Below are 14,240 nucleotides of genomic sequence, written 5' to 3'. Positions count from 1 at the left end.
GGTTACCAATTTTTAATAATTAACCATAAAAGGAAGAAAAATGAAATTAACTAAGAAACTAATTGCATCAACTATTTTAGCCTCATTGGCGAGTGTTACGATGGCAGATTGTGTTATGGATTCAGCAAGCTCAGGGTGGACGGGAAGTATTACGTTTCATTGTGACGAGCCAACAGATTTATACAATAATCAAATTCATTTTGATGTCGATAATAACGTTAAGTTAAACCCTTCAGTTTGGGGTATCAATGGTAAAACAGAGTTAACGCAAACGGATGACACTGTTTCCGTTAGCGTGCAAAAATGGTGGCCTGCCGAGCCATATATATTGCCAGCAGGGCAATCTGTCACAATGCAGTTTACGCCATCAAGTAATGTGTTTAATATCAGTAATTTTCACGTGGGCCCAGTAACACCTGTGTCACAAGCGCATATTTCGATAGTATTGCCAGAAAAGCCTAACTTTATTGAAGACGGGCACCTTGCCGATATTATTATCTATAAAGATGGCAATAAACTAACAGAAATCAATAATCAGCCATGGAATAGCAAACTAGATGTTAAAGTGCCGTTAAGTGCAGATGATGATAAGGCTCAAATGACCATTAGTGTCCCTGCTTTGGATAAAGCGACAGGTGCTGCTGATCCTGCAAGCTTCACGCTTACAAATGGGCAAATACAAAGCGTGCAAATTAACTATACACCGGCACCTGATGAAAAAGGAACATTAAAACTAACAGCAATTGCACAAGATTCGACTCCTGAAAAACATCCACATTATACCATTACAACGATGGACAATGTGTTTGTTAAAGAGGGAGATTTAGACTGGGGGGCAAACTTTATCAGTGTAGACGCACCTGAATCTGGGGTGGCGCATCGATTAGTTGCCGACTCATTTATTGAGGGTGATTACGAGTACAAACCACAAGGTCAAGAGCAGTTTGTACAAAAGGTAATGATCAAAAAAGATCAGACAACACCGGCTAAACTTACTTATCAGTTGGAAAAAATTCTGCCAGAAAAAATCAATATTACAGTATCAGGGTTACCTAAAGGTGCAAAATCCAAGCTTAATTTGGAAGTCGATAAAGGTTCGCAAGAAACAACGGTTGTATTGGATCATAATGGTAGCTATCCTGTTCAAAGCATTCCTCAAAATAAGCTTAAGTGGCTAGCAAATGCATCAAGTATTGTAACGGAAAAGGGACAATATATAGCACATGTTTCACCAAATCATTTCACAGCAAATAAAAATGAAATTGATATGAGTGTTAATTATAAGAAAGAAGTTTCACGTTATATGGTTGGTTACTTAAATCAATATTATGGTCCTTGGAATAAAAAAGTAACCATTTCTGATGCTGCACAGGCTGGATATAATGTTATCGTGATCGCGTTTGCGAGTGGGTTGTCTGACGCAACTCCTGTCAATGCAGATGCTGCACCAAATATTCAGTTTTATGGAGATATGTTTTTAGCTTACACCTCATATAACACATTTGATCAAACAAGTTTGCAGCAAATGCTAGATGATATTAAGTTGGCAAAAGACAAGTACGGTTTAAAGAAAATATTGGTCTCTGTTGGGGGTGAAACAGGTGGTGTAAATCTTGATAATAAAAATCTAGATAACATGGCTGAAAATGTTAGACATTTCTTGAACTATTACCATCTAGATGGCATTGATTTTGACTTGGAAGGTACTGTGAATCCGTTGTTGTTGAAAGATCTTATTAAGAAAATAAAGCAAAAACCATTAGCAAATGGGCAAATAGCAACAGTAACTGCCGCACCTCAGCTTAATCAAACCAATAAAGATGATAAGTATAGTGTGTCGTTAGTGACAACAGGTTTCAATCAAGATTATAAAGAAGCAGTAGAGTCTGGTTTGTTTGATATGCTGTTATTGCAGGATTACAACACAGGTGAATCATCTAACCGTATTGAGTACAATAATGGTAAGTATTGTAATGGTAAAGATGATGATGGACGCAAGTATTGTTCAGAGGAAATGCCAGGCTACATCAATGCAAGTTTTTATTATTTAACACAGAAAACTGTGGCAAAACAGCAGTTACTTAATGTACCAGCTCAGACTTTACTTGTCATGGGTGAGCCAGCATTAAAGGCAGCAGGGGGTGATGCTACGGTATTTAATGGTTGGCAGCCTCAGGGTGAGCAAACAGTTTATAGCCAGATGGCAGAAATTTATGGCTCACTTTCAAATCAGTCGCAATACGGTGGAGCAATGGTTTGGTCGATTAATCATGATTTTGATAATAACTGTTTATTTGCAAAAACAATTGCTCCTGAGGTTACAGGTGTTAGCCCAAGTTATTGTCACGCCAGTGGTGCCTAGTTAGGACACAGTATGTTAACAGTAACTAAAAAAGCATTATGTCTATTGCTTATGATCAATCCAGTGCTGCTATTAGCACAAACATTGGCACTATTTCAATGCCCATCAGAAACGCAAGTTGCGGGTTATCTAAATAATGACAGATCATCATTGAGAACTAATGCGCAAGTGATAGCAACAGATATTTTGCAAAATGTCGAAGTTGATTGGGTTAAGCAATATGAATGCCAATGTAGTAAAGCTTACCAGCAACAGCAAATTAAGGTTGATTCAGTACGCTTTAGTTATGCTGAGCTAAGCTCAGGCTGGATGGGAGCAAGAATGTTTAATAAACATTATCCAAACCGTCCATCAGAGAGCGGTTTACTATGCCATTATCAAGTAACAGGTAATGAGATGGTGATGATCATTAATCAGATAGTATTTCCCAAGGAGAATTTTGATTATGACTTTGAGTCTTTAAACTATCTGGATTTTAGTTATTTTATGCCAAGTGCAAGCTATGCCCAGTATTCAGCTTGGGAGGAAAATAGCGATCAACAAAAATACTTTTGTGATCGACAAGGTTTTCAACAACAAGGATGTGTTGTGACGCTTAAAACGGCAGCAAATTATGATGATTGGTTAATGCTTGTTTCACGGTTGGATTAGTAATGTAATTTGGCATTACATTTTTATTACATTTGAATCGCATAAGCTTTACATTTGACCATATACAATACACACCAATGACAGCACAGGCAGTCATGTTAAAACAAATGCTGATATTGTGAGTTCACAGCACAAAAAATAACTTTCATATTTAGAAAATCAATTTAAACAAAAAAGAGGATAATCGATATGAAAATGATTAAAAAAGCAACTTTAACAGCGTTAGCATTAACAGTAATGGCGAGTGGTGCAGCTGCAGCAGCAGGTGAAAATACTTCTCCTAATGTGCAAACAGTTGATTTTGGGCATAATACAAAAGTTGAAATAACCGTCAATAGTGGGACACAAGCAGCACCTGCTGTTGCAATTGCCACGCGAGATGATACGCCCTTTACACATCAGGTGCCCAATGTTTATTGGCCAGCGTCTGAAAAAAATATCATTGATGGCAATACGATGAACAATATTAAAAATGCGAGCATTGATACTTTCTTAAAGAGCAATGGTAATACAGTATCTTTTAGATTGCTTGCAGATGATGGTAGTGGTGAAGGTATGGTGCCAACGGTTGCGATGAATGGCTATCAGCAAGTCGTCGCCCCTGCCTTTGATCTAAGCTATGGTAAGACAAGAAAGTGCACGGTCAGTTATGTTTCCGCAGGGCATACATCATACTGGACGTCAAGCTGTACTCCTGTATAGCCAATCTAATGAATTTAAGGGGTTGACATGAAATTTACACTATTTCTAAGCACGACTATCATCAGTGTGATCTTGCCTTTATTTAGCCAAGCCATTGCCCTGCCAAGTAAAACATTGGTGGAAGTTAACGTTAATAGCGGGATATGGGCAAGACCTGAAATTGCAATTGCTACAGAAAATGATAGTCAAAAAATATTTGTTCAACCTAATGTATTATGGCATGCCAGTGAAAAAGGTGAAGTCACAGGGAGCACAGAGAACAATATTCACAATGCAACTATTAATCAATATTTACTGACGCAAGGTAATCAAGCCCGTTTTAGAATATTGGTCAATAGTGGTGCGCCAGCAGAGTATATCCCAACGATGAATTATGATCGTTATCAGTTAAAACCAGATAATACGTTTTTATTATCTAAGAACCAAAAGATAAAATGTTATGTCTCCTTCAAACAGTATCGCCCTTATAGCAACGAAGGCTATTGGCATGCGGAATGTGTTTAATCAAAAAAGTGCCAAAAGCACATTAGCCAGCAAGGTGTTATAGATAACTACTAGATAGAACATAAAGGTTGCAAAAATGAGAATTTCGCGTTTGTGAATATATTCAGATAAATCAATCGTTAGCATTAAATAAGTCACAACTGAGGCAATAAAGAAATACTCATAGTAAGAACTGATCAGTAGTATGGTGAGCAGTGCCAAATGAGGCTTAATTAAAAGTTTGCGATAAACCACAAAATAAATGATTACGCACCCCATCAGGTAACCCAAGGCTTGGAACCACTCCAGCTGCGATAGGGTTGTGACAAAGATTGAGAGCAGTGTAATAATGATTAAGATCGCTGTATAGCTTACAAAAATGATTGATGCCTTGCGATTGGCTAAAAGCAAATAAGCCATCACGGTGATTGGTCGAGATTTCTTATGTTGCCACTGACTAGATAGTAGGTTGACTATTAGAATAAGAACTAAGGCAGGAGCGGCTATATATAAGATAAAAATATGCATATCGATGTATAAAAATAAGAAGTCACACATAACGAAATAAATAACAAAAAATAGCGCATATCGTGCGCTATAAAGTGTATTAATCATTGCAAGCGGTAAAGCAAAAACCGACCCACCGTTAAAGAGCATGGCAAGATATAAAACACTATGATGTGGGAAGTAAGCATAAACAATAGCGTAAAAGAGCATTGAAATAAGACCCGCAAAAAGCATGATGTTTTGCATCATTGGTGTGTTTTGGCGCATAAATCGATAAGTGCTAGGCAGTAGAATAATCCAAGGTAGCGCAAATAAAATGCCTTCAGTACGATTAAAAAAATCATCTAATTGTAAGGTGATCGCATATCGGTCATCAATGAGACTTAGGTTAATAAAGTAAACAGTAATCAATAACAAGTAGACCAAAAAATTACGTTGAAATAGTCGTCGATCCTTCATCCTAATATCCTAGTGATTTAGCGCAAAACCGATGGAATGAATGGTTTCAATCATCTCTTTGCCAAGAATTTTTCTTAGTTGTGAGATATGTACATCAATGCGCCGATCAAAACTATCAAAAGGTTCGTCATAACATTTTTTATGAATAAGCTTCTTCTCAACAACACCATTGTGTTCTAAAAGCATCAATAGTATTTGTGTTTTGACTTTTTTAATATAAACTTTCTCACCGCTTTTATGTTCGAGTAAATATTGCTCAGGATAAAAACACCAGTCTTCCAGATTGTAAGAGCTCAACGTATCAGATGCTTGATCAACTTTACGCATCTGATTGTAACGGCGAATATTTGCACTAATGCGAGCCTCAAGTTCCTCTAGTGAAAAAGGCTTTGTGACATAATCATCAGCACCAATGTTTAATGAATAAGACTTTTGCGTGGTATCGCTAATCGCTGAAACCATAATAATTGGCATATCATAGACTTGACGTATTTTTTGGCAAAGTTGAATGCCATTGTCACTGCCAAGATTAATATCAAGTAGTAGGCAGTCAAAGGCAGATTCTTCAACGGCAGTTAATGCGTCAATGGTAGTTGATTTTATGACGACTTCATAATTCATCCGCTCAAGATAGCGCGCGATCATTTGCGCTAGTGAGCCGTCGTCTTCAACAATTAAAATACGTTCCATATATTATTGCTCCATGTTATTACGATATTCTAAGTTATAGTGAAGTTTATGAGATATTTCAAATAGGTTTAAGTTCAAAGTAAAAGCTTTTACCATGATCAGTTGCTGTGAACTGTAGTTGGCTTTGGTGCTCAGCCAGTATTTTTGCCACCGAGTAAAGACCAATGCCATGCCCATTTTTTGAGTGATGCCAAAAAAGTTGCTTCATCTCGTTTAAATCCAAATTTTGCTGTATGACGCTGTCATCCGCTATGGTAATACGAACTTGTTGTTCAGCGATCTCAACCGATAGATGGATATTGGTATGAGCATATTCAATGGCATTGTTCAGAAGGTTATATAGCACGCGCTTTAACTTAAAAGGTTTGATCATGACATAGATTTTTTGATCAAGCTTAACTGCTAAGCTTAAAGTCAATTGTTTGTTGTCTTGTGTCAGCATGCGCTGATAATCCATAAATAATTGCTCAATAAATCCTTTTATTTCAATCAGTTCCTTTTGTTCAGTGAGCAGTTGGTTTTCTTTAAGTTTTGCCAATGAATGCCCAGTGATCACTTTGATCTCGTTGATATCTTCTTTAACGGCGTTATAAGCATCATTGTAATCAAGCTCAAGTTTAAATGAAAGTCGTGTGTAAGGCGTGCGCAGGTCATGTAACATCGTAAGCATATCACTTTTTTGGCGCCTTAATACATCTTTAATTAGTTGGTTTAACTTAAGATGCTGTTTGAAGAAATAGCCTTGTTTTAGTGTTGTCTCATAGTCGCTATAACCTAAAATCACTTTGCGTGTTTCGCGAATAAAGCGTGTGATTTTGAAGTAAACATAGTAAGCAACTACAAAGATAAGAAATAGACTTAAAATTGCTAAGGTAATACTGGCGTAGATGTAATAGTACTCTGGTGGATCAATGGCATTTATTTTATCCTTTTGCTCTGCTAGATGCTGGCTCAGAAGAAATAACATGATAATGGTTAAGCATGATACAAAGTACTCAGGCTTTAGTGTTTTCTTAAGCAATCTATGGTGTTGTTTCGTTGCTGTTTGCATGATATTGATCACCTAAATCAGTCGTTATGATATTCGATATAGACTTAAATATAGCTGAATTTATATATTTGTGGGGCATCTGATGGATGTGTCATGACAAAATGACTTTTGATATTTTTAGAACTTGTTCAAGGCACGCTTTGGGGCATGTTTCTATCTTCTCTGCATTTCGTGAGTTGAAGTCCATTGATCGTGTTTGAAAGGTTGTTACACTACCTTTGGTTTTGCACTTATCAGGTATGGGTGATTATTACCATGGAGCTTGCATCACGCTGTACAACAGCAGCTGATTGGGCTAATATGAGCGCCGAAATAAGCCTCAATACACAGAAAAAAACAGTAAAGAAGGAGCTATCCTCATGACCGATTTAAAACGTTCAACAAAGGTTTTGATTGACGCTAAAGGGCAACAATATACTGCCTATAGCTTGCAAAAATTAGCAGCTGAAACAGGTAAGGATATTACGCGTTTGCCGTATTCTATTCGTGTATTGGTTGAGAACCAATTGCGTAATATTGATGACTATAAAGTCAAAGTGTCTGACGTTGAAAATGTACTTAATTGGGACGCTAAAGCCAAAGTGCGCCCTGAGATCCCGCATATGCCAGCACGCGTTGTGATGCAAGATTTTACCGGCGTGCCTGCGGTTGTTGATTTGGCTGCTATGCGTCAAGCGATTAAAGATGCAGGTGGGGATCCACAAAAAATTAATCCATTGGTTGATACAGCAATGGTTATTGACCACTCTGTGCAAGTTGATTACTACGGTACGAAAGATGCACTTGAGAAAAACGTTGCCAAAGAATTTGAGCGAAATGGCGAGCGTTATTCATTGTTAAAATGGGGGCAAAAAGCCTTTGATGATTTCGTTGTTGTGCCGCCGGGCATGGGGATTATTCACCAAGTGAACTTGGAATATTTAGCAAAAGGCATTTTAGTTAAAGATCAAAATGGTGAGAAAGTTGCTTATCCTGATACCCTTGTCGGTACTGATTCACACACAACGATGATTAATGGCATTGGTGTGATGGGTTGGGGCGTTGGCGGTATTGAAGCGGAAGCGGTTATGCTCGGTCAGCCATATTATATGGTATTGCCTGATGTTGTTGGTGTGAAACTGACAGGTGAGTTGCGTGAAGGTGTCACGGCCACTGATTTAGTGTTAACAATTACGGAACTACTTCGTAAGCATGGTGTGGTTGGTAAGTTTGTTGAGTACTTTGGTGAAGGTTTAAAACATTTATCATTACCAGATCGAGCAACCATTGCCAACATGGCGCCAGAGTATGGTGCGACAATGGGCTTCTTCCCAGTCGATGATGTAACTTTAGCCTTCTTTAAAAACAGTAATCGTGATGAATATGTTGATCTGGCGAAGAAAGTTTATGAGGAGCAATATTTATTCCGTCATAACCCAGCAGAAGAGCCAGAGTATACGGCGGTAATCGAGCTTGATATGTCAACAGTGGACTCAACATTAGCGGGTCCTAAGCGCCCACAAGATCGTGTGCCTATGCATGACTTAAAAGCAAACTTTAAAAAATGTTTAACGCATGAGGCAGGCTTACATGGCTTCGGCTTGACAGAGGAGCAAACCAAAACAGCGGTTAAAATTGAAGGCATGGATTGTGAATTAAAGCATGGAGATGTCGCAATTGCTGCTATTACTTCATGTACAAATACATCTAACCCATCCGTTTTATTGGGTGCGGGTTTATTAGCTAAAAAGGCAGTTGAAAAAGGTCTAACAGTTAAGCCATATGTTAAAACGTCATTAGCCCCTGGCTCACAGGTAGTTACGCAATACCTTGAAAAATCAGGCTTATTAAAGTATTTAGAACAACTGAAATTTGATGTTGTTGGATATGGTTGTACAACGTGTATTGGTAACTCAGGACCATTGGATCAACCAATTATTGATGCGATTAACAAAGGTGATTTAGTCGTTGCATCCGTCGGCTCAGGGAATCGCAACTTTGAAGGACGTATTAACCCAGATGTTAAAGCAAATTACTTAGCCTCTCCTATCCATGTGGTGGCTTATGCTATTGCTGGAACAGTTAATTTTGACCCTGAGCATGATCCAATTGGTAAAGATCAACATGGAGAAGATGTTTATTTGAAAGACATATGGCCAAGTTGTCATGATATTGCTGAATTACAATCACGCGTGATCAATGCTGAGATGTTTGAGAAATCCTATGCAACGGTTTTAGATGGCACAAAAGATTGGCAGAAACTATCAGCACCTACAGGTGAGCTATATAAATTTGATGAGAAATCAACTTATATTCAATGCCCTAACTTCTTTGAGAACTTTGCGGATTCAGGCAAGGGGTCTTTAGATATTGTTGGTGCGCGCACCTTATTGATGCTAGGTGATTCGGTAACAACAGATCATATCTCTCCAGCGGGTTCTATTCCAGAGGAATATCCAGCAGGGCAATATTTGAAAGCACATGGCGTTGAGAAAAAAGACTTTAACTCGTATGGTTCACGTCGTGGTAACCATGAGGTGATGATGCGTGGTACGTTTGCTAATATCCGTATTCGCAACTTGTTAGCGCCTGGTACGGAAGGTGGAGTTACTAAATATCACCCAGATGGTTCGATTGAATATGTGTTTGATGCAGCGATGAAATATAAAGCATCCAATACGCCATTAATCGTATTGGCAGGTAAAGAGTATGGTACAGGCTCATCACGTGACTGGGCAGCTAAAGGGACTTTCCTATTGGGTGTTAAAGCTGTGATCGCTGAGAGTTATGAGCGTATTCACCGCTCAAACTTGGTTGGTATGGGTGTGTTACCTTTGCAGTATGTTAATGGTCAAACGGCTAAATCTCTTGGTTTAGATGGCACAGAAACCTTCAATATCAAAGGACTTGATAGTGTGAAACCACGTGAGAATGTTATCGTTGAAGCCGTGCATACCAATGGTCACAAAACTATCTTTGAAGCGTTGGCACGTTTAGATGCTGATGTCGATGTTGATTATTTGAAAAATGGTGGCATTTTGCAGACCGTTTTGAAAAATATGATGTCATAAATTATATACAAAGGGTGATTCACGTAGGGGCGATTCATGAATCGCCCCTACACGTATATTCAAATTGTGAATTTTCGCTTAAATATATTAGGAATTGGAAACAGCTATGAGCAGCAGGAAGCAAAATCGCCATTCAATTCGTTTAAGTGAGTATGATTATTCTCAGGCAGGGATGTATTTTGTAACAATTTGTACGCAAGACAGAGCGTGTTTGTTTGGAGATATTGTCAATGGCAAAATGATATTGAATGAACTTGGCGATATTGTTCGTAGCGAATGGTTAAAAATTGAAGCCATAGGGTCAAATGTAAAATGTGATGCATTTGTTATCATGCCAAATCACTTCCATGGAATTGTGGTTATCACCAATACTGTGGGGGCAATTCATGAGAGGGCAATTCATGTAGGGGCGATTCATGAATCGCCCCTACCAATGACCGTAAAGCAACGACGTAATATGCTATTGCCTAAAATCATTGGACGATTTAAGATGCAAACATCAAAGCAAATCAATATTGTTCGAGGCGCATCTGGGCAGAAGTTGTGGCAACGCAATTATTATGAGCATGTTATTCGAGATGAGGATGATTATCTGCGAATATATGAATATATAGACAACAACCCGTTGCAATGGGAGTTGGATTCTTTGCATCCTCAAAACCTTTGAGGCAGTGCGTGAGAGGGAAATTTGTGAGAGGGCGATTCACGAATTACCCTTATATGAATCACCTCAGGGAGTTGCTTCCATGTGAATATCTTTCATATATCGATTTGCAGCAGACAACAGTTGTCAAAATACCCCCTGTCATGTACATTATCCCAGATTTTTTAAATAGTATTCCGTGCGTCAACTATTATGCTAGCGGAATAATAATATATACCTCAACAGGAGATAAGTAATGAATAAGTTATTAGTAGCACTATCATCGCTATTGTTATTAAGTTCAAGCGCCTTTGCAGAAGGCGCGGCAGCAGGGGGCTCAGCAATGAGCTCGATTCTGATGTTGGTGGCGTTTTTTGCCATTTTTTATTTCTTACTTATTCGTCCGCAAATGAAGCGTAATAAAGAACAACGTAAGATGATTTCAGAGTTGGCCAAAGGTGATGAAGTCATGACAAATGGCGGTATTGTTGGCAAGATCTTTAAAATTGGTGAGAACTATACTGAAATTGAAATTGCAGAAAACGTTATTATCAAAGTACAAAAAAGTGCGGTTTCTGGTGTTTTACCAAAAGGTGCTGTTAAAACCAATTAATTTTGACTACATTGCTATATGCCCATTGTAAATGATGTTGCAATGAGTGTATGACCAACTCAAACTAAGGTATTAGGATTATGCTTCATCCCAGACAAAAAGCTGCGGTTAATAAGTATCCTTTGTGGAAATATATTACTATTCTAGTAATTGCGATTTTGTCGATTATCTATGCGTTACCCAATTTATTTGGTGAAACGCCGTCATTACAAATCTCTCCCAAAGATGGTACGGTGAATGCGGAACTTGTAACGCAGATTAAAGATACGTTAAGCGAACAAAAAATTGCGTATAAATCATTGCACCAAGAATCAAACACAGTGATTCAAGTGAGATTCTCGGACGCACAAGATCAGATTGCGGCACGCACAGCTTTGCAGAAAACCATTGGCAGTGACTATATTATCGCGCTTAATATGGCAGGAAACACACCTAATTGGTTATTGGCACTAGGTGCTGAGCCGATGAATTTGGGGCTTGATTTGCGCGGTGGTATGTATTTGGTGCTTGAAGCAGATACGCAATCGGCGATTAATGCACGTTTGGATAATACCTTAGAGAGTTTGGCGCAGGGTGTTAAGAAACTAGGTGTAACACCTGAGTCACAACTAAAAGCGTCGCAAAAACCTGAAATAAGCAAAGCATTGCCAGTGCCTGTGACTTATAGCAGTATTGGCTATGTTGCGTTAACTTTTGCCAACAAAGCGGATCTGGATAAAGCAATTACTTTTATCAAAACAGACTATAGCAAGACGCAAAATAATCAGTTGGTTTACAGTGCGCTGAAAGATAAAACACTTCTAGTAACTTTCAATACACAATTGTTAACGCAAATTAAGCAAGAGGCTATCTCGCAAGTGGTGACAGTGATGCGTAATCGTATTAATGCGCTAGGTGTTGCCGAAGCCTCTGTTGCCGCCTCTGGTGATTCACGTGTGATTATTGAGTTGCCTGGTTTGCAAGATGCAGCACGTGCTAAGCAAATTTTGGGAGGTACATCAACCGCAAGCTTTTATATCGTGACACCTGTCACCGATCGCTTAAAAGTTGAAGAGCAGGGCATTAAAGTCTATCCACTAACGTCAAATGGTCAAACCTATTACTATCAGCTTAATGGTAATTCAGTGGTTAGTGGTAGTGCGATTGTCAATGCATCTCCTGGCGTTGACCATCAAAGTGGTCAACCAATCGTTGCCGTACAGTTAAGCTCAGATGCAGCAGGGCATTTCAGAGAAGTCACTGGCAAGCATGTCGGCGACTTAATGGGTGTCATGCTAGTTAATACGACCTATAAGAAAGAAATGATTGACGGCAAAGAAGTCAATAGAATTGAAAAGACTGAAAAGCTCGTTAATGCCGCAACGATTCAAACCGTGTTAGGTGCTAACTTCCAAATTACCGGTCTTGATCAACGTGAAGCCAATAACTTGGCATTAATGATCCGCTCTGGTGCACTTCAAGTGCCTGTACATATTGCGCAAGAGCAACAAATTGGTCCAACGCTTGGTAAGCAAAATATCGAGCAAGGGATGTTATCTATTGTTGTTGCACTGATCCTTGTTGTGTTATTCATGGCAATTTACTATCACCTGTTTGGGATGATAGCCAATGTCGCATTGGTGCTAAATTTAGTATTAATTGTTGCTATTATGTCAATCATTCCAGGTGCCACACTAACATTGCCAGGGATTGCCGGTATTGTCTTGAACTTGGGGATGTCAATTGATGGCAATGTCTTGGTGTTTGAGCGGATACGTGAAGAGCTTAGAAATGGCATGCCGGTGCAAAGTGCGATCTCGGCAGGCTATGAGCGCGCCTTTGGTACAATTGTTGATTCAAACGTCACAACATTGATTGTTGCGATTATCCTCTTTGCGATTGGTACAGGTGCCGTTAAAGGCTTTGCGGTAACATTGATTATCGGTATTCTGACATCAATGTTTACGGCAGTAACTGTCTCACGTGCGATGACAAACCTTGTCTATGGTTCACGTCGCAATCTTAAAAAATTATCGATCGGAATATAGGGGTGTCGCATGGAGTTTTTTAAACGTAAAACCAATATCGACTTTATGGGAATCCGTAAATGGACCGCGATTGTTTCGATTGTATTGATTGGTTTATCTATTGTATTTTTAGTTGTTCGCGGCTTAAATATGGGCTTGGATTTTACCGGTGGTTATCAAATCCAAGTCAATTATAATAAAGCGCCATCAACTCAAGAGGTGGCAAAAGTATTGGCGCGAGATGGTTTTCCAACAGCGCAAGTAACGACTTTTGGTTCAAGTGATAGCTTGATGATTAAGCTGCCGATTCAGAAAAATGAAAACAATCAGGCAGTGATTAACCAAGATGGGCAATCTGCTCAGCAATTGCTGAAGGTGAAAATTGAGAAAAGTTTAGGCTCTGAAGCTCAAGTCACCAGTTTAAACTATATTGGACCACAAGTTGGTAAAGAGCTTGCAACCAATGGTTTATTAGCGCTATTGGTAGCAATGATTTGTATTGTTGGCTATATTGCTTTTCGTTTTGAGATGAAGTTTGCGATAAGTGCGGGTATTGCGCTTATCCATGATCCGATTATTATTCTAGGTGTTTTTGCGGCATTTCAATTAGAGTTTACCTTAACAACATTAGCTGCAGTGCTAGCGGTGATCGGTTATTCATTGAATGATACAGTGGTGATTTATGACCGTGTGCGTGAGAATTTCCGTAAGATGCGTAAGGCATCGGTGATTGAAGTGGTTAACCGCTCAGTTAATGATACCTTATCACGCACGATTATGACCTCAGGGTTAACGCTTTTGGTGGTTGTTGTCCTTTATTTCTTCGGTGGGCCTTCATTGCATGAGTTTTCATTAGCCCTTATCTTAGGTGTGATCGTGGGTACTTATTCATCGATTTATGTCGCTGGTGTATTAGCGGTATTGTTTGGCTTAAAGCGCGAATCGCTATTACCACCTCAGCGCTTGGATGATGATCGCCCTTAATAATCCTGATATGGCTTTATAATATTTCTACTTACACTA

At 38.9% G+C, this 14,240-nt stretch carries 12 protein-coding genes; 9 read left to right on the top strand and 3 right to left on the bottom strand.

Annotation, left to right across the window (positions count from 1 at the left end):
• The first annotated feature begins 40 nt into the window (after nucleotides 1-40).
• The 4 genes from ACZ5V8_RS10140 (at nucleotide 41) to ACZ5V8_RS10125 (ending at nucleotide 4,219) form a co-directional block, all read left to right on the top strand.
• Nucleotides 41-2,362: a glycosyl hydrolase family 18 protein gene (locus ACZ5V8_RS10140; RefSeq protein WP_464217682.1), complete on the top strand. Its 2,322-nt coding sequence runs from the start codon at nucleotides 41-43 to the stop codon at nucleotides 2,360-2,362.
• Between the two features lie 12 nt (nucleotides 2,363-2,374).
• The gene (locus ACZ5V8_RS10135) at nucleotides 2,375-3,013 is read left to right on the top strand and encodes a hypothetical protein (RefSeq protein WP_464217681.1); all 639 of its coding nucleotides are present in this window, start codon (nucleotides 2,375-2,377) and stop codon (nucleotides 3,011-3,013) included.
• A 189-nt stretch (nucleotides 3,014-3,202) separates the two neighbouring features.
• Nucleotides 3,203-3,715 (top strand): hypothetical protein, encoded by a 513-nt coding sequence (locus ACZ5V8_RS10130; RefSeq protein WP_464217680.1) that lies wholly within the window; start codon nucleotides 3,203-3,205, stop codon nucleotides 3,713-3,715.
• A 27-nt stretch (nucleotides 3,716-3,742) separates the two neighbouring features.
• Complete coding sequence (locus tag ACZ5V8_RS10125) at nucleotides 3,743-4,219, top strand: hypothetical protein (RefSeq protein ID WP_464217679.1); 477 nt, start codon at nucleotides 3,743-3,745, stop codon at nucleotides 4,217-4,219.
• On the opposite strand, the gene ACZ5V8_RS10120 is transcribed toward ACZ5V8_RS10125, so the two are convergent.
• From ACZ5V8_RS10120 to ACZ5V8_RS10110, 3 genes are read right to left on the bottom strand one after another with little or no spacing between them, the layout of a single operon-like run.
• The gene (locus ACZ5V8_RS10120) at nucleotides 4,220-5,164 is read right to left on the bottom strand and encodes a hypothetical protein (RefSeq protein ID WP_464217678.1); all 945 of its coding nucleotides are present in this window, start codon (nucleotides 5,162-5,164) and stop codon (nucleotides 4,220-4,222) included. It lies immediately after the preceding gene.
• Between the two features lie 9 nt (nucleotides 5,165-5,173).
• Complete coding sequence (locus tag ACZ5V8_RS10115; protein WP_464217677.1) at nucleotides 5,174-5,854, bottom strand: response regulator transcription factor; 681 nt, start codon at nucleotides 5,852-5,854, stop codon at nucleotides 5,174-5,176.
• Between the two features lie 58 nt (nucleotides 5,855-5,912).
• The gene (locus tag ACZ5V8_RS10110) at nucleotides 5,913-6,905 is read right to left on the bottom strand and encodes a sensor histidine kinase (RefSeq protein ID WP_464217676.1); all 993 of its coding nucleotides are present in this window, start codon (nucleotides 6,903-6,905) and stop codon (nucleotides 5,913-5,915) included.
• A 359-nt stretch (nucleotides 6,906-7,264) separates the two neighbouring features.
• Between ACZ5V8_RS10110 and acnA the strand changes: the two genes are divergently transcribed.
• The 5 genes from acnA (at nucleotide 7,265) to secF (ending at nucleotide 14,201) form a co-directional block, all read left to right on the top strand.
• Nucleotides 7,265-9,955 (top strand): aconitate hydratase AcnA, encoded by a 2,691-nt coding sequence (acnA, locus tag ACZ5V8_RS10105; protein WP_440617509.1) that lies wholly within the window; start codon nucleotides 7,265-7,267, stop codon nucleotides 9,953-9,955.
• Nucleotides 9,956-10,061: 106 nt separating this feature from the next.
• Nucleotides 10,062-10,622, top strand: a complete 561-nt coding sequence (locus ACZ5V8_RS10100; protein WP_440617510.1) for a transposase — start codon at nucleotides 10,062-10,064, stop codon at nucleotides 10,620-10,622.
• 232 nt (nucleotides 10,623-10,854) lie between these two features.
• Nucleotides 10,855-11,211 carry a preprotein translocase subunit YajC gene (gene yajC, locus ACZ5V8_RS10095; RefSeq protein ID WP_440617511.1) on the top strand — a complete coding sequence of 119 codons (357 nt, stop codon included), beginning with the start codon at nucleotides 10,855-10,857 and terminating at the stop codon, nucleotides 11,209-11,211.
• Nucleotides 11,212-11,291: 80 nt separating this feature from the next.
• Complete coding sequence (gene secD, locus ACZ5V8_RS10090) at nucleotides 11,292-13,238, top strand: protein translocase subunit SecD (protein ID WP_464217675.1); 1,947 nt, start codon at nucleotides 11,292-11,294, stop codon at nucleotides 13,236-13,238.
• Between the two features lie 9 nt (nucleotides 13,239-13,247).
• Complete coding sequence (gene secF / locus ACZ5V8_RS10085) at nucleotides 13,248-14,201, top strand: protein translocase subunit SecF (RefSeq protein WP_464217674.1); 954 nt, start codon at nucleotides 13,248-13,250, stop codon at nucleotides 14,199-14,201.
• Nucleotides 14,202-14,240 lie beyond the last annotated feature (39 nt).

This window comes from Cysteiniphilum sp. GTC20157 (genome assembly GCF_055396795.1).
This window is presented reverse-complemented; position numbering and strand designations above follow the sequence as displayed.

Coding starts and splice junctions, on each gene's coding strand:
- ACZ5V8_RS10115 (WP_464217677.1), bottom strand. CDS start 5,854: ATGGAACGTATTTTAATTGTTGAAGACGACGGCTCACTAGCGCAAATG.
- ACZ5V8_RS10110 (WP_464217676.1), bottom strand. CDS start 6,905: ATGCAAACAGCAACGAAACAACACCATAGATTGCTTAAGAAAACACTA.
- yajC (WP_440617511.1), top strand. CDS start 10,855: ATGAATAAGTTATTAGTAGCACTATCATCGCTATTGTTATTAAGTTCA.
- secD (WP_464217675.1), top strand. CDS start 11,292: ATGCTTCATCCCAGACAAAAAGCTGCGGTTAATAAGTATCCTTTGTGG.
- ACZ5V8_RS10140 (WP_464217682.1), top strand. CDS start 41: ATGAAATTAACTAAGAAACTAATTGCATCAACTATTTTAGCCTCATTG.
- ACZ5V8_RS10130 (WP_464217680.1), top strand. CDS start 3,203: ATGAAAATGATTAAAAAAGCAACTTTAACAGCGTTAGCATTAACAGTA.
- secF (WP_464217674.1), top strand. CDS start 13,248: ATGGAGTTTTTTAAACGTAAAACCAATATCGACTTTATGGGAATCCGT.
- ACZ5V8_RS10135 (WP_464217681.1), top strand. CDS start 2,375: ATGTTAACAGTAACTAAAAAAGCATTATGTCTATTGCTTATGATCAAT.
- ACZ5V8_RS10100 (WP_440617510.1), top strand. CDS start 10,062: ATGAGCAGCAGGAAGCAAAATCGCCATTCAATTCGTTTAAGTGAGTAT.
- ACZ5V8_RS10120 (WP_464217678.1), bottom strand. CDS start 5,164: ATGAAGGATCGACGACTATTTCAACGTAATTTTTTGGTCTACTTGTTA.
- ACZ5V8_RS10125 (WP_464217679.1), top strand. CDS start 3,743: ATGAAATTTACACTATTTCTAAGCACGACTATCATCAGTGTGATCTTG.
- acnA (WP_440617509.1), top strand. CDS start 7,265: ATGACCGATTTAAAACGTTCAACAAAGGTTTTGATTGACGCTAAAGGG.